This is a genomic window from Devosia enhydra, assembly GCF_900119845.1.
In the GTDB taxonomy this organism is placed as follows: Bacteria; Pseudomonadota; Alphaproteobacteria; order Rhizobiales; family Devosiaceae; genus FPKU01.
Genome location: NZ_FPKU01000001.1, coordinates 978,600 through 1,000,959 on the forward strand (window position 1 = coordinate 978,600; position 22,360 = coordinate 1,000,959).

Genomic DNA, 22,360 nt, shown 5'->3' on the forward strand with positions numbered 1-22,360 from the left:
TCAGCGCAGGTTGACGTTTTCCGGCTTCGGCCCGCGCTTGCCGTTCACGTCGTCGAGTTCGGCGATCGCCGCCATCTCCTCGGGCGCGAGGCTGAAGTCGAAGACGTCGAAATTCTCGGCGATGCGCCCCGGCGTTACGGACTTGGGGATCACGATCAGCCCCTGGTCGAGATGCCAGCGCAGCATCACCTGCGCAGTGGTCTTGTCATGTTTGTCGGCGATTTCCGTCAGCACGGGATGGCTGAAGAACTCGCCGCGCCCCAGGGGGCTCCAGCTCTCGATGGCGATATTGTGCGCCGCGTGGATCGCGCGCACGCCGCGCTGCTGATAGCCCGGATGCAGCTCGATCTGGTTGACCACCGGCACCACCCCGGTCTCCCCGATGATGCGCTCGAGATGCTCGGGCAGGAAGTTGGAGACGCCGACGGAGCGCACCCGCCCCTCTTCGCGCAGCCTCACCATGGCCTTCCAGCTCTCCACATAGCGGTCGGTCGCCGGCATCGGCCAATGGATGAGGAACAGGTCCATCACCGCGATGCCCAGCCGCGCCATGCTTTCATCGAAGCTCGACAGCGTCGAATCATAGCCCTGGTTGCGGTTGTGCAGCTTGGAGGTGATGTAGAGCCGGTCGCGCGCGCAGTCGCTCTCGCGGATCGCGATGCCGACGCCCGCCTCGTTCTCATAGGCCTGCGCAGTATCGATCAGGCGATAGCCCACGCGAATCGCCTCGCCGACGGCCGCCGGCGCCTCTGCGTCGGGCACCTGCCACACGCCGAAGCCAAGTTGCGGAATGCTCGTGCCGTCGTTGAGCGTGATGCGGGGCTGCTGGGGCATCTTCGTCCTCTTTGCTTCAATAGCCTTGACCTGCGCCCTTGGGCGCGACGGCGCGACTAGACAGCATCACGGAACATCGATCAACCGCCGGGCCGACGCTTCAGCGTACCAGCGCCCCATCGTTTGCCCGCTCGAGCACCGACGCAGCAACCGCTCCGGCATGCCGCACGGCCGCTTCGCTGAGGGTGGGATGCAGCAGGAACGCGAGGCTCGTCTCGCCCAGCTCGCGCGCATTGGGCAGCGGCGACGCCGGCCGCCACGGCGTGCCGTCAAAGGCCTTTTCGCGATAGACCTCGCTGCACGATCCCGAAAAGCACGGCACTCCGGCAGCGCTGATCTCGGAGACGATCCGCTCCCGCGTCCAGCCCGGCCCGAGCCGGGTCGGGTCGAGATAAGCGTAGAACCGATACTGCGCGTGAACCTCCGGCCCGTCGGCAGTATCGAAGCGGGCCTGCGGCATGCGGATCACGCCGCGCTGCTCGGCACCGGCGAGGGCCTCGGCAAGGGCGCGTGCCAGCGCGTTGCGCCGCGGGGTCCAGTCCGCCATCCGGGCCAGCTGGATGCGCCCGAGCACCGCCTGAATCTCGAGCATCCGCCAGTTGGTGCCGAAACTCTCATGCAGCCAGCGAAATCCCGGCGGATGCTGGCGGTTGTAGACCGCATCCCAATCCTTGCCATGGTCCTTGAACGACCACATCCGGCGCCACAGCGCCTCGTCATTGGTCGTGACCATGCCGCCTTCGCCGCCCGTGGTCATGATTTTGTCCTGGCAGAACGACCACGCCGCAACATGTCCGATGCTGCCCACCGACCGGCCACGATAGCGCGCGCCATGGGCCTGGGCGCAATCCTCGATGACGAACAGCCCATGCGCCTCGGCCAGCGCCATGATCGGGTCCATCTCGCAGGGCCAGCCGCCGAGATGCACGGGGACGATCGCCTTCGTCCGCGGCGTGATCATCGGCGCGATCGTCTCGGCAGTGATATTGCCGCTGTCGCGGTCAATATCGGCAAACACCGGCGTCGCGCCGGCATTCACCACGCTCGACACCGAGGCAAGGAACGTGCGCGGCGTCACGATCACCTCGTCGCCCGACCCGATGCCCAGCCCCTCGAGCGCCAGATCGAGGGCCACCGTGCCATTGGTCAGCGCGATCGCGTGACGGGTCCCGACCCAGCGCGCGAACTCCGTTTCGAAGTCGCGGCATTCGGTCCCGGTCCAGTAATTGACCTTGCCCGAGGCCAGTACCCGCGTCACCGCAGCGATTTCTTCCGCGCTGTAATGCGGCCACGGAGCGTAGTCGGGAATACTGGCCATTGTCAGTCTTTCGGTCGAGCGGGAACACCGATCATCACGCTACCGGCTTCGACATCCTTCGTCACTACCGCGCCCATGCCGATGATGGCTCCCGCCCCGATGCGCAACGGCCTGCCGGGCGTGCCCTGCCGGATCACCGCGCCGGCCCCGATATAGGCGCCCTCGCCCACCACCACATTGCCGTTGCAGCGCACGCCCGGCGCAAGCGTCACGTAATCGCCGAGCACGCAATCATGGGCCACATAGCAATGGGCGTTGATCTGCACGAAATCGCCGATGACGGTATCCGCCCCAATGAGCGAAAACGGCCCGATACAGGCGCCCTCCCCGATCCGGGCGCGCTCCAGCACCTGGGTGGGCGGCGCGATCAGCGTCTCGAACCCCACGCCGGCCGACCGGCATCGCTCGCCGATCCGCCGGCGCAGCGTCGCATCGGCAAGAGAAATGAGCACGCTTCTCGACTCGGTCGGAAGCTCCAGAAAACCGGGCCAGTCCACCACCTCATGGCCCTCGACCACCGGGCGCGGCTGGCCATCGTCGATGAACACATGCCGGATCGCGCCGGGGTCGAAGGGCATGGCGCGCAGCATCGACATCACTTCGCGGCCCATGCCGCCCGCGCCATAGATGCCGATCAGCCGCATCCTCTAGCGGCCCTCGCCCTTGCGCACCGGGCTCGTGCCTTCAAAGCGCGGCATCGTCGTGCCGCCACCGGCATCTATGCCATCGCGCCGCAACACCTTGATCACGGTGAGGCCGAGGATCCGCAGATCGAGCAGAAAGCTCAGATGATCGACATACCAGATGTCGAGCTCGAATTTCTCCCGCCAGTCGATGAGGTTACGGCCCTTCACCTGCGCCAGCCCGGTGACCCCGGGGCGCACATCGTGCCGCCGCGCCTGCGATTCGCTGTAGAGCGGCAGGTAATCCATCAACAGGGGCCGCGGTCCGACGAGGCTCATGTCACCGCGCAGCACGTTCCAGAGCTGTGGCAACTCGTCGAGGCTGGTGGCCCTCAGCCATCGGCCCAGCGGGGTCAGCCGCTCCGCATCGCTGCGCAGCCGGCCCTCGGCATCGAAGGCGTCGATCATCGAACGAAATTTCAAGAGCTCGAATGGCTGGCCATGGAGGCCGGGGCGCTTCTGCCGAAAGACCACGGGAGTGCCCATCTGAAGGCGCACGGCCAGCGCCACGAGCCCGATCACCGGAGACAGCAGCACCAGCAGCAGCGCGGCCACGACCACGTCGAGCCCGCGCTTGATCCTCGCATAGATGCGCTCACGCGGCATTGGCGGCGGTCCTCAGAACCTCTGCGATCTTGCCGACGCCATGGGCGACCGACAGGTGCGACTCATAGAACATCCGGCCGCGTTCGCCCATCCGGCTGCGCGCCTCCTCGGGCATGTCCGCAAGCGCGATCACCGCCTGGGCCAGAGCCGAAGGGTCCTGCGGCGGCACCACCAGCCCGCAGCCGGCGCGTTCGACGAGTTCGGCGGCATCGCCCCGCACGCCCATGATCACCGGCCGGCCCGCCGCCATATAGGCCTGCGTCTTGGAGGGAACGGTCAGTTCGAACAGCGGATCGTCGGCCAGATGCACCAGCAGCGCATCGGCCTGCTGCAGATAGGCATCCACCTCCGCCATCGGCACACGCGGCAAAAAGAAAACGTTGTCAGCCTTGAGCCGCCGAGCCTCATCCCGGAGCCCATCCTCGGCAATCCCGCTGCCCAGGAAGATGAACCTGATGCCCGGGCGGGCGGCGCGGACGCGCGCAGCGGCCGCGATGACCGTCTCCAGTGCCTGGGCCAGCCCCAGATTACCCGCAAACAGCACGGTGAATTCCGCTTCGGGCCAGCCCAACGGCCGGTGCTCGCCCTGCTGCCGCAGAGGCAGGTCGGCCCAGTTGTGTACTACCTCAAGTTTTTGCGCCGGCACGCCGCGCGCCGCGAGCGCTCGCGCCATGCCGTGGGACTGCGCGATGATCCGGCGCGAGCGCGCATAGACGAAGCGGCATATCCAGCCCACGCCCGTCACCAGTGGCGTCGCGTCCGCCATGCCGGTGGCCTTGAGCGAATCGGGCCAGAGGTCCTGCACTTCGAGCACCACAGGCCTGCGCCACACGATCTCTGCCAGCACCGCCGCAAGCCCGACGGTTATGGGCGGATGGTAGACGTGGATGACATCATGCTTTCCGCGGGCCACCAGCAGCAGATACCAGAAGACCGAAAAGCAGAAGCTCAGATAATTGAGGGCCCGGCCCAGCGCATTGCGGTCATGGCTGGGGTAAAGCGCCAGTCGCGTGGCCCTGATGCCATCGGCTTCCTCCCGCGACATCGGCCGGATGCGGAAGCCGGGATAGACGCGCCCGCCCGGATAATTGGGGAAGCCGGTGACGACTTCAACATCCATGCCGGTGTCCCGCAACGCCTTTACGAAGGCCAGCCCCTTGGGCACCGGCTCCGGATCGAACCATTGCGACACGAACAGCACGCGCAGCGCGCGCCCGCCGCTGGCCTTGTCTATCGTCACGACGACCACACTCACTCACCCCGCCAGCCGTAGAGGCCGGCGGCGACGTCGAGCCATAGGACACATCCGATCTGCGATGCAACGGGCGTATCTTTGGAACTGTGGCCCACTTGCTACGGTGGCTCGCTTGTCTTGAGTTCACTTCCTGTTAATCTCCCCGCGCGTCGCCAGTTCGAGGGTGGCGCCCGCCTTGTGTACCCGTGTCGGAGTTCGCCTGTTGCGCATTGCAGCCCTCGTCTGTGGTCTTCTTGCCGGCGCCGTAGGGCTCTGGATGGGGTTGTTCGCGCCGCACGCAGCCGGTTTCGACCTCGAGGCCGCCGGAACGCTGGTGCGCCTTGCACTGCTGATCGCGCTCTTCGTGGTGCCGATGATCAGCCTCGGGGGGGCGGTTCTCGCGCTCAGCAATCTCCGGCTCGGCGCGATCGTCATGCTTGCCGGCGCCGTATGCTGGCTGCTGGTGGGGGTCGCCACAGGCAATCACGTCACCCCGGCCATCGGCATCGCCATCCTGCTTTCGGTGGCCGGTGCCATCGTGGCCTTCGTTGCCGACAGTGGCGTGCTGCCCGATGGGCCCGATCTTTCGTCGCTCTTTTCCCTGCCCAGCCGCCAGAAGCCGGCCCGCAACCGGCCGCGCCTGATGCGCGAACGCTTCGTTGACGAGAGCGCCGACGACGATGAGATCGAAGAGGAGCCTGCTCCCGTTCGTCGTCGTCCCGCACCGCGTCCGCAGCCCGTGATGCGTGCCGCCGTGGCGCCGGCCCCGGTCGCGATAGAGCCCGTCCGTGCCCGCCGGGTCGAGCCTGCACCGGCTTCCCGCCCTCGCCGCGATGTGCAGCCCGAATATTTCGAGGATCACTCGATCGAGTTCCGCGTCGATCCCACCGATCCCGATGGCCGCCAGATGGGCGCGGCGCGTGGTTATCGCCAGGGCTACGAGGCCGAATATGCCCTCCTCGAGCGCGCCCAGGGCAGCTGGAGCACGCGGGTCGCTGGTTTCCTCCAGGCCGCCTTTGCATTGATTTTCGTGGGCGGGCTTGGCGGGCTCGTTACGGTTGATTACCTGCGAGGCCCCGAGTCGCTTTTGTTCGGACGCACCCAGAGCGGTGCTGTCGCGACGCAGTCCGCCCAGCCCATGCCGCCCGTTCCCGTCATCGCGCCGGCCCCCCCGTCCCAGCCGACCGCGATTCAGAACGTGCCGTCGCTCGATGCGCTGATCACTGCAACCAGTGCCGGCCGGGCCCTGCCCACCGCCGTTGCCAGCCTCTCGTCGGCGCCCGTGGTGCCCGAGCCGCTCCACACCCAGCCCTTGCAGTTCGATCCCAACGCACCCGCCAATGCCCTCGTCCCGTCGCAGGGCGCAGCCGTTGCACCGCGACAGGTCGGCGTGCCGTCTCCCGTGCCATCCGATGCCTTCCTGTCCGCGCCGGCCCCGGTCGCCGCTGTCGCCGCGCCGGCCGGTCCTACTCCCTTCCCGCGGCCCCGCATCCAGCGCTCGGCGCAGCGTGACGAGGTTGCGAGCCTCGCTTCGGTCCAGACCGCGTCGAACAGCTTTGCCGATCCCTTCGCCTATTGCGCCGCGCGCGGTACCGATCATCGTCCCGATCCCAGCCTGATCCAGGCCGACCTTCCCCTCGCCATGGTGCAGAATCTGCGCCAGATGCGCGGCGCCATGTCGGCTCCGGCACGCTGGCGCTGCGCCGACAGCAAGGTTTACGTGTGCATCGAGACCTCGGGCGCCGTCTGCTCGGTGACACCCAATGCCCAGCAGATGATCGCCTATTGCCAGGCCAATCCCGGCACCCGCAACATCGCCGCCCCCGGTGGCATGTGGAGTTGCGAGGGCGCGCGCCCGGTCATTCCGGCCGGTGAAGTCTGGCCGGTCGATGCCTATGGCTACCTGCCGCGTGCCTGGGTCGCCGCCGCACCCACCCGCTGATGCGTTGAATTGGCGCGCCTCGGCGCTGGAAATCCTCTCGCGCTTCGGCTAAGGAGCGCTCCTAACCACATCGGACGCGCCTTTTCCTGCGTGCAACAGCGCCAGGCGATGGCGCGCGCCGGCCTCAATGCAGGCAGCCCGGCTTCCAGAGCCGGTTTCGCGTCACAAAGCTGAGACAGGACCCATGCCCAAACGCACCGACATCAAATCGATCCTCATCATCGGTGCCGGGCCCATCATCATCGGGCAGGCGTGCGAATTCGACTATTCCGGCACCCAGGCGGTCAAGGCGCTCAAGGACGAAGGCTACCGGATCATCCTGGTCAACTCCAATCCGGCGACGATCATGACCGATCCGGATCTGGCCGACGCCACCTATATGGAGCCGATCACCCCCGAGGTCGTCGCCAAGATCATCGAGAAGGAGCGCCCCGACGCGCTCCTGCCCACCATGGGCGGCCAGACTGCGCTCAACTGCGCGCTGTCGCTGCGCAAGATGGGGGTGCTCGATCAATTCAACGTCGAGATGATTGGCGCCACCGCCGATGCCATCGACAAGGCCGAGGATCGCGAGCTCTTCCGCGATGCCATGAAGAAGATCGGGCTCGAGACCCCGCGCTCGATGCTCGCCCACAACACCATCGAGGCCCTGCAGGCGCTCGACGTCATCGGCCTGCCTGCCATCATCCGCCCGAGCTTCACGCTCGGCGGCACCGGCGGCGGCATCGCCTACAACCGCGAGGAATACCTCACCATCTGCGAGAGCGGCATCGACGCCTCGCCCACCAATGAAGTCCTGATCGAGGAAAGCGTCCTCGGCTGGAAAGAATACGAGATGGAGGTCGTTCGCGACAAGAACGACAACTGCATCATCATCTGCTCGATCGAGAACCTCGATCCGATGGGCGTGCATACCGGCGATTCGATCACGGTTGCCCCCGCCCTCACGCTCACCGACAAGGAATATCAGGTGATGCGCGATGCCTCGCTCGCGGTTCTGCGCGAGATCGGCGTCGAAACCGGCGGCTCGAACGTCCAGTTCGCCATCAACCCGGCCGACGGGCGCATGATCGTCATCGAGATGAACCCGCGCGTGTCGCGCTCCTCGGCGCTCGCATCCAAGGCCACGGGCTTCCCCATCGCCAAGGTCGCGGCCCGGCTTGCCGTCGGCTATACGCTCGACGAGCTCGAAAACGACATCACCGGCGGCGCGACCCCGGCGAGCTTCGAGCCCAGCATCGACTACGTCGTCACCAAGATCCCGCGCTTCGCTTTCGAGAAGTTTCCGGGCGCCGACAACCGCCTCACTACATCGATGAAGTCGGTGGGCGAGGCGATGGCCATCGGCCGCACCTTCCAGGAATCGCTGCAGAAGGCTCTGCGCAGCCTCGAGACCGGGCTTACCGGCCTCAACGAGATCGGCATACCCGGCCTCGGCCTCAATGAGGACGAGAACCGCAACGCCATCCGTGCCGCCGTCGCCGTGGCGACCCCGCAGCGGCTGCTGCATGTGGCCGAAGCGATGCGGCTCGGCATGTCGCTCGAAGACATTCATGAGGCGAGCAAGATCGATCCGTGGTTCCTCGAACAGATCCACGGCATCGTCGAGATGGAAAAGAAGGTCCGCCAGCTCGGCCTGCCCCAACAGCCGGCTCCCATGCGGCGCCTCAAGTCCATGGGCTTTTCCGATGCGCGCCTCGCCGAACTCGCCGGCCTCAAGGCCTCCGATGTGCGCAAGCTGCGCACCGGTCTGGGCGTCCGTCCGGTCTACAAGCGCATCGACACTTCGGCGGCCGAATTCGCGTCACCCACCGCCTACATGTATTCCACCTACGAAGTGCCCTTCGCCGGCACGGTCGAGAACGAGGCGCGGCCCTCCGATCGCAAGAAGGTGGTGATCCTGGGTGGCGGGCCCAACCGCATCGGCCAGGGCATCGAGTTCGATTATTGCTGCTGCCATGCCGCTTTCGCGCTCGCCGAGGCCGGCTATGAGACCATCATGGTCAACTGCAACCCCGAGACGGTCTCGACCGACTACGATACCTCCGACCGGCTCTATTTCGAGCCGCTAACGGAAGAAGACGTCGTCGAGATCCTCGAGCTCGAAAAATCCAACGGCACGCTGCATGGGGTGATCGTGCAGTTCGGCGGCCAGACCCCGCTCAACCTCGCCGATGCCGTCGAGCGCGCCGGCGTGCCGATCCTGGGCACCCAGCCCTCCTCGATCGACCTCGCCGAAGACCGCGATCTCTTCTCCAAGCTCATCGGCCGGCTCGAGCTGAACCAGCCCAAGAACGGCATCGCCTATTCGCTCGAACAGGCACGCCTCGTGGCCGAAAAGCTCGGCTATCCGCTCGTCATCCGCCCGTCCTACGTGCTTGGCGGCCGCGCGATGCAGATCGTCCATTCGCCGTCCGAATTCGAGCACTATGTGCAGGGCACGCTTACGAGCCTCGTGCCGCCCGATATCCTGTCGCGCTATCCCAACGACAAGACCGGCCAGATCAATTCGGTGCTGGCCGAAAACCCGCTGCTGTTCGATGGCTATTTGAGCCGCGCCATCGAGATCGATGTCGACTGCCTGTCCGATGGCAAGGACGTGTTCGTCTGCGGTATCATGGAGCATATCGAGGAGGCTGGCATCCATTCGGGCGACAGCGCCTGCTCGCTGCCCCCCCAGCATCTCGATGAAGCCACCCTCGCCGAACTCAAGCGCCAGGCGACCGAACTCGCCCTCGCGCTCAAGGTCGGCGGGCTGATGAACATCCAGTTCGCCCTCAAGGACGGGGTGATCTACATCCTCGAGGTCAATCCGCGCGCCTCGCGTACCGTGCCCTTCGTGGCCAAGGTCATCGGCACGCCTATCGCCAAGATCGCCTCGCGCATCATGGCCGGCGAAAGCCTTGCCAGCTTCAATCTCACCGAGCGCAAGCTCAACCATGTGGGCGTCAAGGAAGCGGTGTTCCCCTTCAACCGCTTCCCCGGGGTCGATACGGTGCTGGGCCCCGAGATGAAGTCGACCGGCGAGGTCATCGGGCTCGATCTCGATTACGCGCTGGCCTTTGCCAAGTCGCAAATGGGTGCCGGCAGCAAGGTGCCGCGCCAGGGCACGGTTTTCGTCTCGGTGCGCGACGAGGACAAGGCGCTGGTCATCGAATCGATGCGCCGGCTGGTCGCCGCCGGCTTCACAATCGTCGCCACCAGCGGCACGCAGCGTTATCTCAGCGAAAACGGCGTGGCCGCCACCAAGGTCAACAAGGTGCTCGAAGGCCGGCCGCATATCGTCGATTCGATGAAGAATGGCGGCGTGCAGCTGGTGATCAACACCACCGATGGCGCCAAGTCGATCTCCGACAGCCGCGACATCCGCCGTACTGCGCTGATGGGCAAGATCCCCTATTACACCACCATTCCCGGCGCGGTCGCCGCGGTGGAGGGTATCATCGCCTACCAGCAGGGCGCTCTCGTCGTGCGCCCCTTGCAGGATTACTTTCGCGACTGAGTTTTAGAGGAGCGCCCCGGTCTTGGGGCGCTCCACTTCTGCCTGTTGCTGATCCGGCCTATGCTCCCCAGCGAAAGCGGGGGGAACCATGCCGAAGCCAGACACTGTCGACGCCTACATCGCCAGCCTCGAACCCCACACCGCTCACATCATCGAGCAGGTTCGAGATCTGATGCACGCCATCGATCCGGAGGTGGTCGAAGCCGTAAAATACGGCATGCCGAAATTTTCCTATGCCGGCACCTATCTCTTTGCCGGCGCGTGGAAAAAGCATCTCGGCCTTTATCCGGTCTACCCCGCCGATCCGGTCTTGGAAGAGCGCATCGCCCCCTTCCGCAGCGGCAGCGACACGGTGCGTTTCCTCTATAAAGACCCCATTCCGATGGACCTCATCGAGGCCATCGCCCGCGCTCGAATCGCCGCTCCCTAACGTGGCGATTGCGCGTGAACGCGCCAGTCATGCTGCGTTCAGCTTGAGCCCCTATTGAATATCGTCGTTGTTCAAAAGTTGGTTTGGGGACCAGAATGAAAAAGCAGATCGTCGCGATCTTGATCGCCGCCGCCATGATCGTACCGGCACAGGCCGACGAAATCAGCGATACCATCCGCGAGGCCCTCGAGGCTTACGAGGCGCAGAATATCTCGGGCGCCAGCCAGTCGCTCAACTATGCCATCCAGCTCATCAGCCAGATGAATTCGGATCGCTTCGCTCAATTGCTGCCGGCCGCCCTGCCGGGCTGGACGGCCGAAGAGATCGAGAGCGAAAGCGCCGGCATGGCGATGTTCGGCGGCGGCATGCAGGTAGCGCGCAGCTATAGTGGCGGATCAGGCGATATCCGCGTCGAGATGATCGGCGATTCCCCGATCCTCGGGCAGTTCATCGGCATCTTCTCCAACCCGGCGATGATGTCGGCGATGGGCAAGCCAGTGCGCGTCGGCAGCCAGAACGGGCTCGAAGATCAGGATGGCAAGCTGACCTTCGTGGTCGCCAATCGCTTCCTTGTCACCATCGAAGGCGGCGCTGGCCGCGACGACAAGCTCGCTTATGCCAATGCCATCGATTTCAACGCCCTGTCGCGGTTCGGTTCATGATCCGGCGCGCAACCGCTCTCGTGGCCGCCCTTGCGGTGGCCACGCCTGCCCTTTCGGCTGAAATCGACGAGACGATCGCAGCCTTTATCGGCGCTCCGGGCTTCGTCGTTGCCGATGCGGCCGACGCCAATGATACGCTCGCCGGCCAGTGGACGCGCACCGATCTGATAGCGCCCGGTGGCAATGTCGGCCCTGTCGAGCAAGCCATCCTCCTTGCGGGGGCGGACGCTGCCCTCGATCACACCCGCACCTCCATCGCTTATGGCGAAGTCCTCGTCGAGGAGGATGGTGCGCCGGCGCGCTACAGTTTCGTCGAGCTCAGGCGCTACAATCTGGGTCCGGCGCTGCACGCGGCGCTGGTCGATCAACTGGGTGCCGAGAACGTCGCCGAGCTTTCCGAATTCGGCGAAGGGCCGCACCGGGCCTGGCGCCTCGTGTTCTTCCCCGTGATGGGGTCGGTCGCGGCACTTCTCGACGTCAGCGCCCGCGATATCGGCGATGATGAAGCAGCGTCCGATGAGTGCGGCGGGCGGCCGTGCCTCGATCCCGACGCCACGCTCGACGCGCGCGCCGAATGGTCGGAGGCCGATGCCGTGCTTGCCGACTGGACGCCGAATTTCCTCGATCGCGTCGATGGCGTTGCCACCGAGGCCCAGGCCATCGCCGAACTCGAGATCGCCCAGTATCTCGCCACCAGTGATGGCGGCGACTATCTCTGGACGGGCGGCGAACACCCCGAGGCGGTCGGCGACGCAACGCCCTTCCGCTTTTACGAGATCGACCGCAATCTTGGGCAGGAGCTGGTCGTCGACGCGCTGTCGGTCAACACCGAGCTCAACGACGACTCCATCCGCGACATGCTGGTGCGCCGCATCGATGTCGCCGGCGAGGTCTACTGGCTCAACGCGGCCATTCCGCGCTGACTGGAGCGTTTCCAGGCGAAGTGGATACCGGTTCGCCGTCCGGAAACGCGAAAAAACAAAGACTTAGAGACGCCGGCGCGCCTGTCACGCGCCGGCCTTGTCAATGCAGCGACGGCGCTGCCTCGACAGTCTCCGCCTTGGCTGCCTCCGCCGGGCGCAGATCGGCGACAGCTGCTTGGGCAGCGCGGCGCGCGACGATAACCAGCCCCATCACCGGCTCGCCGCGATCCTCGCGTAAAGCCTCCTCGTGCGCCGAGATGAGGGTGAACCCCGCCTCTGAAAGTGCCGCGAGCGTCGCCGCCTTTCCATGCGCATAACGCAGGCTCGGGCGCAGCACGAAGGCCTCGGGCCCGGCATGGGTTTCCACCGAGAACGCGAAGAGCCCGCCCGGACGCAGCACCCGCGCAACGCCCTCGAACAGCGGCGGCAAGGCGCCGCAATAAACGAACACATCGGCCGCCGTGACGATATCGACGAGATCGGCACTGCCAGCGAGATAGGCGTTGAGTTCCGCCTCGCTCAACTCGTCATAGATTCCCTTGAGCCGCGCCTCGGCCAGCATGCCGGCCGAGAGGTCGATGCCCGTAAGATGCGACACGGGCCGCCGCAGATGCTCGCCCATGAGCCCGGTGCCGCAGCCCAGGTCGAGCGCCTTGGCGACGCGCTCGACACCTGCATCCGCCATTGCCACGTTCAATCCCGCGGCGATGAGGCCCGGAACCCGATAGCCCAGCCGCTGCAGCAGCGCGGCATCGAAATCATCGGCATAGGTGTCAAAGAGCGCCGCCACATAGCCCGGCTCTGTGCGGTCGGGCGCGATCGCCGCGCCATGTACGGCGAGCTTGAGTGTGGCTCCGAAAATGCCTTCGGCGTCGCGCGCGGCGAGTTCACGCCACGCCGCGATGGCGCCGGCCACATCGCCTGCCGCCTCCCGGAACCGGCCGAGCAGGTCGAGCCCGGCGGGCCAGTCCGGCACCCGTTCGAGCGCCTGTTCCATCAGGTCGGCGGCTGCGGCGGGGTCGCCGCCGATAAAGAGCATCTGCGCATAGGACGCGCGGCGGTCGGCGATCAGGTCGCCAGAAGACAGGAGTGTCTTGGTCACGATGGGTCCGGAAAGGGACCGGCGAAGGCCGGCGCGCGCATTTGCCCCAAAACCGGGGGAAAAGCAATGCCCGCCGGCAGGTGGCGCTTGCCGTGCCGGCTTCAATCTCTATGGTCGGGTTTCCGATCGCGGCTCGACCGGCCTTGCGCTTTACGCCGCACGCCGGTCACCCCGTCCTCCGCCGCCGCTTTCGCCCACCCGGACCCTCGGTTCCCGGGGCGTTTGCTGTCGTCATCTTGCCATATTGTCGAAAACAAAGTTTCGCGCTACGGTCCCCTGCGTCGAATAGATCGGTACTGTCGGCAGCGGGCGTTACTGGCGCCCATGACGGCTGTGCATTCCGGGCGTTTGATTGGCTGGGTCGTCCCAATTGGGGTGGTGACCGCCACGGCATAGACTGCGAGAGGGACTTATATGGCTACCGGCACTGTGAAATGGTTCAACGGTCAGAAGGGCTTCGGATTCATCCAGCCCGACGAGGGCGGGGCTGATGTGTTCGTGCACATTTCTGCCGTGCAGCGGTCTGGCCTCAATGGCCTCGATGAGGGGCAGAAGGTCAACTACGAGATCGTCAAGGACAAGCGCACCGGCAAGTCCGCAGCCGATAACCTGTCTCCGGCCTGATATCAAACCGGCGATTGCGACAGAATTCGGCGCGGCCTCCGGCTGCGCCGTTTGATTTTGGGGCCTTTTGCGGGTTGTAAATCCGCGCCCTGCCCCGCCATATCAGCAGGCGGCGATGCGATGTCGCCTGGGCAGCTTGACCGGCCTTTTCGGCAAAGGCAGTCTTCGCCCACATATCCCAAGCACGCTGAGGCGCAAGGGCCCGATGGGCCCCCGTGCCGATTTTGACATGGAAGAGACAATGGACAAGATACCCATGACCCCCGCCGGCTATGCGGCACTCCAGGAGGAGTATCGCCGCCGCACGAGCGAGGATCGTCCGCGCATCATCGAGGCCATTGCCGAAGCGCGCGCCCATGGCGATCTGTCGGAAAACGCCGAGTACAGCGCCGCCAAGGAGCAGCAGAGCCTCAACGAAGGCCGCATCCAGGAGCTCGAGGGCATACTGGCGCTCGCCGATATCATCGATGTCTCCAAGATCGCGGGCAACACCGTCAAGTTCGGCGCCACGGTCAGGATCGTCGATGAAGGGTCCGACGAGGAGAAGTCCTACACCCTCGTGGGCGATCAGGAAGCCGACGCCAGCAATGGCCGCATCTCGATTTCCTCGCCCATCGCCCGGGCCATGATCGGCAAGCAGGTGGGTGATTCGTTCGAGGTCATGGCGCCGGGCGGCTCGCGCGGCTACGAAATTCTCGACCTCAAATACGTCTGATTCCCACATGTCGTGCATTGCGGGCCCGAAGGGGGTCCGCAATGTTGCTTTTCGGTGCGTCACGGCGCGGCATCTCGCCACTTTGGTGCCAGCCGGCTTGAACAGGCCGGCGTCCAAGCCCTATCTTAGCCTTTGGTCGGATAGTGCGGAGAAAGCGTCGCGATGCACGCCAAAGTCATCATCATAGGATCGGGCCCGGCGGGCTACACGGCCGCCATCTACGCCGCGCGTGCGATGCTCGAGCCCCTGATGATCGCCGGCATGCAGCCGGGCGGTCAGCTCACCATCACATCAGATGTCGAGAATTACCCCGGCTTCGCCGATGTCATCCAGGGCCCCTGGCTGATGGAGCAGATGCGGGCCCAGGCTGAGCATGTGGGCACCCGCATCGAGAACGATCTCATCGTATCGGTCGATTTCGATCGCCGGCCCTTCGTGCTCACCGGCGACAGCGGCAAGCGCTACACCTGCGATTCCCTCATCATCGCCACGGGCGCGCAGGCCAAATGGCTTGGGCTGCCGTCGGAAGAGAAGTTCAAGGGCTTTGGCGTCTCGGCCTGCGCCACCTGCGACGGGTTCTTTTACCGCAACAAGCATGTGCTTGTGGTGGGCGGCGGCAACACCGCCGTCGAGGAAGCGCTCTTCCTCACCAATTTCGCCAGCAAGGTCACGGTCATCCACCGTCGCGACTCCTTCCGCGCCGAACGCATCCTGCAGCAGCGCCTCTTCAAGCATCCCAAGATCGAGGTGCGCTGGAATACGGAGCTCGCCGACGTCACCGGTGCCGCCATGCCCCCTTCGGTCAATGGCGCAGTGCTGCGCGATCTGGTGTCCGGCGCCACCGAAACGCTGGCGGTCGATGGCATTTTCGTCGCCATCGGGCATGCGCCCGCCACCGCGGTGTTTTCGGGCAAGCTCGACATGAAGCCGGGCGGCTACCTCCAGGTGAAGCCGGGCACGAGCCAGACCAATATTCCCGGTGTCTTTGCAGCGGGGGACGTCACCGACGATGTCTATCGCCAGGCCGTCACGGCGGCGGGCATGGGCTGCATGGCCGCGCTCGAGGCCGAGAAATATCTCGCCGCTCACGAACTCGCAGAAGCGGCCGAATAGGCCATGCTGGATTGGGACAAGCTCCGCATCTTCCACACCGCGGCCGAGGCCGGCAGCTTCACCCACGCCGCCGAAAAGCTCAACATGAGCCAGTCGGCGGTATCGCGGCAGATTTCCGCACTCGAGGATGACCTCAAGCTCAAGCTCTTCATCCGCCACGCCCGCGGGCTCGTGCTGACCGAGGTCGGCGAGCAGCTGTTTCGCACCGCGCATCGCATGCACTGGGAGCTCCAGCAGGTCGAGACCCAGATGTCCGAAAGCCAGGAGGTACCCACCGGGCCTCTCGTGGTTACCACCACCGTCGGCATCGGGTCGAGCTGGCTGGCATCGCGCATCAACGAGTTCCTGCCGCTCTATCCCGAAATCCAGATCGAGATCCGCCTCAACGATGCCGAGCTCGATCTCGCCATGCGTGAGGCCGATGTCGCCATCCGCCTGCACCGGCCCAACCAGTCCGAGATGATCCAGCGCAAGCTGTTCACGGTGCACAACCACTTCTATGCGTCCGAGGACTATCTGGCCCGGCATGGCGAGCCCGGCACGGTCGAAGCCCTCGATTCCGAGAATCACCGCGTCATCACCTTCGGCGAGCCGGTGCCCTCTTATCTCGGCGACATCAATTTCCTCGAGCGCTTGGGGCGGCCCGATTCCAGCCCGCGTCGGCCTGTGCTCAAGGTCAATGCCATCTACGGCATGATGCAGGCTGCGCGCGCCGGCATCGGCATCGCCATGCTGCCCGATTACGTCACCGAGAACGAGCAATCGCTGCATCGGGTGCTTCCGGGCATCGATATTCCCTCATACGAGGCCTATTTCGTCTACCCGCCGGCCCTCAAGAACTCCAAGCGCGTCGGGGTCTTCCGCGACTTTCTCGTCAACAAGGCGCGTGAGTGGAGCTTCTGAGCCCTCTCGCCTGAGTGGGTCGCCAGCCGCATGCGATCAGCGCATGGCTGGCATGTTGTCGCACTGCCTTGAACGAATACCCTGCCCTGCCTATTTCCTGCGCATCGGCATCGGTTGGTCCCCTCCCTCCACCACCCATGTCGGTACCTCCAAGTGAGAGTCATGCTCTCGCTCCCTTGGCCCCGCCTCCCCCTCAGGCGGGGCCTTATTTTTTCCGCACAGTCTTTTATCATGCTGCCGACCACGCAAGCAGGCTGATGCTTAATCGGGCAGCATTGCTGACCCTTCCCTGCATGGGGCGCATAGCTGGCATGACCTTGGCCGCATTGCTGAAACCGGCCGATGCCATCATATTCGTACTTGTCGATGCGGTCCGGCCGTCTCCTCCTCCCTCGGTCCCGACCAGTCGACACCCGGTAGCCGTCGTTCCTCCTCCCTCGACGGATACCACCCGGCAAGTGGCGTTTCCTCCTCCCTCGTCCACTTGCCATCACTTTTGAGATTTGAACTTCGGTTCGATCGCAAGGCTCCATCTTCGGATGGAGCCTTTTTTTTGGCCGGTCGGCTGGACTGACTTTGGAGGGGCGGCGTGCCCGGATTGATGAGGCAAAGGAAAGAAGATGGATTCCGGCTTTCGCCGGAATGACGGGGGCTTGGGAGACGTTGGGTGACGGTTTCCGAGCCGGTCTGCAGCGTCTCATTGGTCTACCGATTCATCTCCCATCATCCCACCCTCTCCCCGTCATCCCGGCGAAAGCCGGGATCCAGTTCCCGGGCGCGCCCCGGCCCCACCACTATCCACGCCGCCCCGCCCCCACCCCACCGGCCCACCCCCTGCATGGCAGCCCTGCCGAACCGGCATTTGTCCAAGGGGCCGGCGTGGCGCATATATCGGGTCAAGAGATCGCGGTCCTCCTCCTCCCTGACCGCCTCTCTCTGATCTGCGGCTCTGTCGCAGATCCAGGGCCCCGCTCTCCCCTCGAGCGGGGCCCTTTTTCGTTCAGGCGATGCCGTCGCAGAACGCCTGGATGCGCGCCACGGCCTGCTGCAATTCGCTGTCGGCTGCGGCGTAGGAGAGGCGGAAATGCCCCGGCAGGCCGAAGGCCGAGCCCTGCACCAGCGCAACGCCCGTCTCTTCGAGCAGGGCGATGACGAAATCGGCATCGGTCGCGAGCGTCATGCCCGACCGGCTCTTGCGTCCGAGCAGAGCCGCGCATGAGGGAAACACATAGAATGCGCCTTCGGGCACGAGGCAGGTCAGCCCGTTGGCGGCATTGAGCCCAGCCGCCACCATGTCGCGGCGCCCCTGGAATGTCTTTCGCCAATCGGCCAGAAAATCCTGCGGCCCTTCGAGCGCGGCCACGGCGGCCCATTGCGATATCGAGGCGGGATTGGTGGTGGATTGGCTCTGCAGCTTCAGCATCGCGCCCAGCAGCTCGCGCGGGCCCGTGCAATAGCCGATGCGCCAGCCGGTCATGGCGTGCGATTTCGAGACCCCGTTCATCGTCAGCGTGCGCGGCTGCAACCTGGGCTCCACCTCCGCGATGGTCGCGAAGGCCCTGCCGTCATAGACGAGGCATTCATAGATATCGTCGGTGAGGATATGCACATGCTCATGAGCCAAGAGCACATCGGCCAGCCCGCGCAATTCCTCGGCCGTATAGGCCGCTCCCGTGGGGTTCGACGGCGTGTTGAGGATCAGCCACTTGGTCTTTGGCGTGATCGCGGCGGCAAGCGCCTCGGGCGAAAGCTTGAAGCCCGTCGTGGCATCGGCGACGGCGAAGACCGGCTCCGCGCCGCACAGGCGCACGATCTCGGGATAGCTCACCCAATAGGGTACCGGCACCACAACCTCGTCGCCGGGGTTAAGCGTCGCCATCATCGCGTTGAAGATGATCTGCTTGCCGCCCGATGAGACGAAGCAGTCGGCCGCCGTCACATCCAGCCCGTTGTCGCGCCGGAATTTGCCGGCCACCGCTTCCTTGAGCTCGGGAATGCCGTCGACATTGGTGTAGCGGGTATGGCCGGCGTTCATCGCCGCGATCGCGGCCTCGCGCACATGCAGCGGCGTGTTAAAATCGGGCTCGCCGGCCGCCAGCGCGATCACGTCACGCCCGGCCCGCTTCAAGTCGGCGGCCTTGCGCGTCACGGCTACGGTTGCCGATGGCTGGATGCGGCCCAGTGCCTCGGACAGAAAACCCATCTCAGTCTCCCCTGAACAAGGAGACGACTGTTAGTGCCTGCCCCGATCCGAGACAAGCAGCAGCGCGTGGTCAGACGCCCGGCAGCAAGGTGTTCGACGCCGTCGTCACCGAGATCGTCACCGGCTGCGCCGATGCCGGCATCGACAGAAGGATCGCCAGCACAAGGCAGATGGTGACCGGGATAAGTGTCATGCGCGTATGCAATTGCATGGCTCAAGCCTCCTCACGAAACGCAGTTGCCGCGGAAATGCCTCACTTCCGCCTTTGCGGCTCCATCACCAATACGCACAAGGCTGCCATTGGATCGCTGCCTTCACCCTGAAGTTATTCCAGTGAGTACCCTTATGACCGATGTGACCGCGCTTCCCGCCTCCGCCACTCCTGCTCCAGAGCATGAGGAGGCCGGCAAGGCGCAGCGGCCCTCGCCCCGTCAGCTCTGGGGCAAATTCGTGCGCTGGCCCCGGCTCCCGGTCATCTCGTTCTCCCTCACCATCGCTGCGGCAGGCATCGGGCTGCTCGCCGGCGTGCTCCCGGCCCAGGTCGAGCGGTTGACGCCCCAGATCGATACCGCCGTGGTGCTGCTGTTCGTGCCGCTCTGCATCCTCGTGCTCGCCATTCTCGCCGAAGCCGTGCGGCTGAGCCCGCGCGGGCCGGTCCGCATCCGCGACGACCGCCCGATGCGTACGCTCACCGGCTGGTCGCCGCCGCGCGCCTGATCACGGGGCGCAATAGTCCGAAAGGCCGAAACAGCGGCGCTTGTGGGTCCGCGCCGTTGCGGTAACATCCCTTGGCGGATGGAGGACCCCGATATGCATGTCGAAGCAATCTTGCAGACCAAGGGCGGCACGGTTCACACGGTGCGCAGCACCGAGCTGATCGCCACAGCCATAGCAGTGCTCAACCAGCGGCGGATCGGTGCCGTGGTGGTCGTCGATGATGCCGGGCATGTGGCGGGCATTCTGTCCGAACGCGACATCGTGCGCCGCATGGGCAGCGATCCCAACAGCTTCCTCTCGACCCCGATCAGCCAGAGCATGACCCGCGCCGTGGTCACCTGCACGCGCCAGACCTCGCTCGACGAGGTGCTCGAGATGATGACCGAGCGGCGCATCCGCCACATGCCGGTGGTCGAGGGCGAGAGCCTCGTGGGCATCATCTCCATCGGCGACGTGGTCAAGCGCAAGATCGAGTTGACGGAGCAGGAAGCGGCGGCGCTGCGCGACTATATCGCCTCGTGAGTTGAAGCGTGACATGAGGATGGCACGCTAAAGGCTTGCCCTGGCGCTACATTACCAAGCTGTCCAAATCTTCATTTCACGGCAATGATCACGTGGGGATCGGGGGGATAGTGTCAGGGCGTCGGCGTTCGGCCGGCTCCCATGCAAAGGATCCTCCCATGACCTCCCTCTCCTTCCGGCCTGGCCGCTCCCTTGCCGCCCTCGCCGTGGCCGCCATGGCCCTTGCCGCCGTGCCCGCCGTCCAGGCCCATGATTTAGGCCAGGGCCGTAATTTCGATCGCCATGATCAGATGCGGGGCGATGCCCGCGGTCCGGATCGGGCCATGCGCGGCGACCGCCGTGGCCCCGGCATGCAGATGCGCGGCGAAGGGCGGGCCGACATGCTCGTCTCCTTCTCCTGCGCGCCGCGCGCCGCCGAGCGGCTCGAAGTCGGCCTCGTGCGCCTCTCGCACCGCCTCGAGCTGAGCGGCACCCAGCAGCCGCTGTTCGATGCCTTCCGCACCTCGGCCCTCACCGCCCAGACCGGGCTCGCCGACAGCTGCGAGACGCTGCGCCCCGATCCGGCCGCCGAGACCGCAGCGCCGGCCGCCGATCCGGTTCAGTCGATCCGTGACCGGCTCTCGGTCGAATCGGCACGCATCGCCGCCATCGAATCCGTGCTGCCCGACTATGAGGCGTTCGTCACGAGCCTCACCCCCGAGCAGTCGGCGCTCCTGGCGCCTCCGTCGCGCGAACGCGTGGGCGAGATGCGCGGCGGTCGCGGCGAAGGCCGTGGCGGCTGGCGTCAGCATCACCAGGGCCCGCGCGGCCGGATGCAGCCCGCTCCCCAGCCGCCCGCCGCCGACGCTCCGGCTCCGGCCCCGCAGGGCTGATCCGTTGCGCCATTGATGACAAAGCCCGGGGCATCGTCCCCGGGCTTCCCCGTTGCCGATACGGGGCTAAACCATTACCACTTTCGTCCGTCGCAGCGTCAGCCGGACCATCCGCCCCATGCAAGAACCTAAGCTCGTTCTCGATCCCGCACGCATCCGGGCGGAATTCCCGGCCTTCCGCCAGCCCGGCCTTCAGGATCAGGCGTTCTTCGAGAATGCCGGGGGCTCCTATACCTGCGCGCCCGTGCTCAACCGCATGAAGCATTTCTACTGGAGCACCAAGGTCCAGCCCTATGGCGCCTACGGCACCTCGCGCGAGGCGGGCGACGCGATGGATCTCGCCTATCGCCGCATCGCACAGGCGCTGAACCTGCCGGTCGACTGGGTGCATTTCGGCCCCTCCACTTCGGCCAACACCTATGTTTTGGGCCGCGCTTTCGAGGGCTGGCTGAAGCCGGGCGACGCCATCATCGTCACCAATCAGGATCACGAGGCCAATTCGGGCGCCTGGCGCAAGCTCGCCGCCATCGGCGTAGACGTGCGCGAGTGGAAGGTCGATCGCACCACCGGCCGCCTGTCGCTTACCGCGCTCGATCCGCTGATCGATGCCAAGGTCCGCATGGTGGCGATGCCCCATTGCTCCAACATCGTGGGCGAGATCAACCCGGTCGAAGAGGTGGTGCGCCGCGCCCGCTCCGTCGGCGCCATCACCGTGGTCGATGGTGTGTCCTACGCCCCCCACGGCCTGCCCGACGTGCTTGCGCTGGGCTGCGACATCTATCTGTTTTCCGCCTACAAGACCTATGGCCCGCATCAGGGCATCATGGCCGTGCGTCCCGGCCTCGCGATGGAATTGCCCAACCAGGGTCATTTCTTCAACGAGGGCAAGCTGCGCTACCGGCTCAACCCGGCCGGTCCCGACCATGCGCAGGTCGCGGCTTCGGCCGGCATTGCCGATTATCTCGAAACCGTCGCGGAAATCGCGGGTCCGGGCATTTCCGGCATCACGCCCTTCCATCGCGCCCATTCGGCCATGCGCCAGCAGGAGCAGGCCCTCCTCGCCCCGCTGCTCGATTACCTCAAGGGTCGCAACAGCATCCGCCTCATCGGCCCGGACGATCCGGCCATCCGCGCGCCGACCGTATCTTTGGCGACCGACCAGCCCGGCGTTGTCCTCGCGCAAAAGCTTGCCGAGCACGGCATCATGGCCGGTGGCGGGCATTTCTATGCCTATCGCCTGCTCGAGGCGGTCGGCATCGATCCCCAGCATGGCGTGCTGCGCCTCTCCTTCACCCACTACACCCACCCCGACGAGGTGCAGCGCCTGATCACGGCGCTCGATGCCGTGCTGCAATGAGGCTCCTGGGCGGCACTATCCTGTGGAGGGCGCCGCCCGCCATCTCGCGGCCTCGCCCGTGTCGAGGCAAAAGACCGGCATAGACGGCACGGGAACGG

General features: G+C 65.5%; 21 protein-coding genes. 13 read left to right on the forward strand and 8 right to left on the reverse strand.

What is annotated here, in order from left to right:
* The 5 genes from BT183_RS04795 to BT183_RS04815 form a co-directional block, all read right to left on the reverse strand.
* Complete coding sequence (locus BT183_RS04795) at positions 1 to 834, reverse strand: aldo/keto reductase (protein ID WP_072339496.1); 834 nt, start codon at positions 832 to 834, stop codon at positions 1 to 3.
* A gap of 100 nt (positions 835 to 934) precedes the next feature.
* Entirely contained in the window at positions 935 to 2,152 is a 1,218-nt protein-coding gene (locus BT183_RS04800; RefSeq protein WP_072339498.1) for a DegT/DnrJ/EryC1/StrS family aminotransferase, read from the reverse strand.
* Positions 2,153 to 2,154: 2 nt separating this feature from the next.
* The gene (locus BT183_RS04805) at positions 2,155 to 2,796 is read right to left on the reverse strand and encodes an acetyltransferase (protein ID WP_072339499.1); all 642 of its coding nucleotides are present in this window, start codon (positions 2,794 to 2,796) and stop codon (positions 2,155 to 2,157) included.
* 3 nt (positions 2,797 to 2,799) lie between these two features.
* Complete coding sequence (locus tag BT183_RS04810) at positions 2,800 to 3,441, reverse strand: sugar transferase (protein ID WP_072339500.1); 642 nt, start codon at positions 3,439 to 3,441, stop codon at positions 2,800 to 2,802.
* A complete protein-coding gene (locus BT183_RS04815) occupies positions 3,431 to 4,696 on the reverse strand; it encodes a glycosyltransferase family 4 protein (RefSeq protein WP_210185440.1) in 1,266 nt (421 codons plus the stop codon). Before BT183_RS04815 ends, BT183_RS04810 begins: the two co-directional genes overlap by 11 nt.
* Positions 4,697 to 4,898: 202 nt before the next feature.
* On the opposite strand from BT183_RS04815, the gene BT183_RS04820 reads away from it, so the two are divergent.
* The 5 genes from BT183_RS04820 (at position 4,899) to BT183_RS04840 (ending at position 12,134) form a co-directional block, all read left to right on the forward strand.
* The gene (locus tag BT183_RS04820; protein ID WP_143145665.1) at positions 4,899 to 6,617 is read left to right on the forward strand and encodes a hypothetical protein; all 1,719 of its coding nucleotides are present in this window, start codon (positions 4,899 to 4,901) and stop codon (positions 6,615 to 6,617) included.
* A gap of 184 nt (positions 6,618 to 6,801) precedes the next feature.
* Positions 6,802 to 10,119 (forward strand): carbamoyl-phosphate synthase large subunit, encoded by a 3,318-nt coding sequence (gene carB / locus BT183_RS04825; RefSeq protein ID WP_072339504.1) that lies wholly within the window; start codon positions 6,802 to 6,804, stop codon positions 10,117 to 10,119.
* Positions 10,120 to 10,207: 88 nt separating this feature from the next.
* Positions 10,208 to 10,549: an iron chaperone gene (locus BT183_RS04830; RefSeq protein WP_072339506.1), complete on the forward strand. Its 342-nt coding sequence runs from the start codon at positions 10,208 to 10,210 to the stop codon at positions 10,547 to 10,549.
* Between the two features lie 95 nt (positions 10,550 to 10,644).
* Positions 10,645 to 11,211 (forward strand): hypothetical protein, encoded by a 567-nt coding sequence (locus tag BT183_RS04835; RefSeq protein WP_072339508.1) that lies wholly within the window; start codon positions 10,645 to 10,647, stop codon positions 11,209 to 11,211.
* Positions 11,208 to 12,134 carry a hypothetical protein gene (locus BT183_RS04840; protein WP_072339510.1) on the forward strand — a complete coding sequence of 309 codons (927 nt, stop codon included), beginning with the start codon at positions 11,208 to 11,210 and terminating at the stop codon, positions 12,132 to 12,134. The genes BT183_RS04835 and BT183_RS04840 overlap by 4 nt, the downstream gene beginning before the upstream one ends.
* Positions 12,135 to 12,234: 100 nt before the next feature.
* Here the strand turns inward: BT183_RS04840 and BT183_RS04845 are convergent, their stop codons facing one another.
* Positions 12,235 to 13,236 carry a class I SAM-dependent methyltransferase gene (locus BT183_RS04845; protein ID WP_072339512.1) on the reverse strand — a complete coding sequence of 334 codons (1,002 nt, stop codon included), beginning with the start codon at positions 13,234 to 13,236 and terminating at the stop codon, positions 12,235 to 12,237.
* Between the two features lie 414 nt (positions 13,237 to 13,650).
* Here BT183_RS04845 and BT183_RS04850 point away from each other — a divergent pair, with 414 nt between their 5' ends.
* From BT183_RS04850 to BT183_RS04865, 4 genes are all read left to right on the forward strand, one after another.
* Positions 13,651 to 13,860, forward strand: coding sequence for a cold-shock protein (locus tag BT183_RS04850; RefSeq protein ID WP_046137439.1), 210 nt, complete (start codon positions 13,651 to 13,653; stop codon positions 13,858 to 13,860).
* A gap of 241 nt (positions 13,861 to 14,101) precedes the next feature.
* Positions 14,102 to 14,575 carry a transcription elongation factor GreA gene (greA, locus tag BT183_RS04855; protein WP_072341544.1) on the forward strand — a complete coding sequence of 158 codons (474 nt, stop codon included), beginning with the start codon at positions 14,102 to 14,104 and terminating at the stop codon, positions 14,573 to 14,575.
* A 162-nt stretch (positions 14,576 to 14,737) separates the two neighbouring features.
* Positions 14,738 to 15,688, forward strand: a complete 951-nt coding sequence (trxB, locus tag BT183_RS04860; protein WP_072339514.1) for a thioredoxin-disulfide reductase — start codon at positions 14,738 to 14,740, stop codon at positions 15,686 to 15,688.
* A gap of 3 nt (positions 15,689 to 15,691) precedes the next feature.
* Complete coding sequence (locus BT183_RS04865) at positions 15,692 to 16,591, forward strand: LysR family transcriptional regulator (RefSeq protein WP_072339516.1); 900 nt, start codon at positions 15,692 to 15,694, stop codon at positions 16,589 to 16,591.
* A 1,000-nt stretch (positions 16,592 to 17,591) separates the two neighbouring features.
* Here the strand turns inward: BT183_RS04865 and BT183_RS04870 are convergent.
* Positions 17,592 to 18,794 carry a pyridoxal phosphate-dependent aminotransferase gene (locus BT183_RS04870; protein WP_072339518.1) on the reverse strand — a complete coding sequence of 401 codons (1,203 nt, stop codon included), beginning with the start codon at positions 18,792 to 18,794 and terminating at the stop codon, positions 17,592 to 17,594.
* A 70-nt stretch (positions 18,795 to 18,864) separates the two neighbouring features.
* Complete coding sequence (locus BT183_RS20695) at positions 18,865 to 19,005, reverse strand: hypothetical protein (protein WP_177282391.1); 141 nt, start codon at positions 19,003 to 19,005, stop codon at positions 18,865 to 18,867.
* Between the two features lie 134 nt (positions 19,006 to 19,139).
* Between BT183_RS20695 and BT183_RS04875 the strand changes: the two genes are divergently transcribed.
* From BT183_RS04875 to BT183_RS04890, 4 genes are all read left to right on the forward strand, one after another.
* On the forward strand, positions 19,140 to 19,511 hold the full coding sequence (locus tag BT183_RS04875; RefSeq protein WP_072339521.1) for a hypothetical protein: 372 nt from the start codon (positions 19,140 to 19,142) through the stop codon (positions 19,509 to 19,511).
* A gap of 93 nt (positions 19,512 to 19,604) precedes the next feature.
* A complete protein-coding gene (locus BT183_RS04880; protein WP_072341547.1) occupies positions 19,605 to 20,033 on the forward strand; it encodes a CBS domain-containing protein in 429 nt (142 codons plus the stop codon).
* 158 nt (positions 20,034 to 20,191) lie between these two features.
* Positions 20,192 to 20,905 (forward strand): Spy/CpxP family protein refolding chaperone, encoded by a 714-nt coding sequence (locus BT183_RS04885; RefSeq protein ID WP_072339523.1) that lies wholly within the window; start codon positions 20,192 to 20,194, stop codon positions 20,903 to 20,905.
* 118 nt (positions 20,906 to 21,023) lie between these two features.
* Positions 21,024 to 22,262 carry an aminotransferase class V-fold PLP-dependent enzyme gene (locus BT183_RS04890; RefSeq protein WP_072339525.1) on the forward strand — a complete coding sequence of 413 codons (1,239 nt, stop codon included), beginning with the start codon at positions 21,024 to 21,026 and terminating at the stop codon, positions 22,260 to 22,262.
* The last annotated feature ends 98 nt before the right edge of the window (positions 22,263 to 22,360 follow it).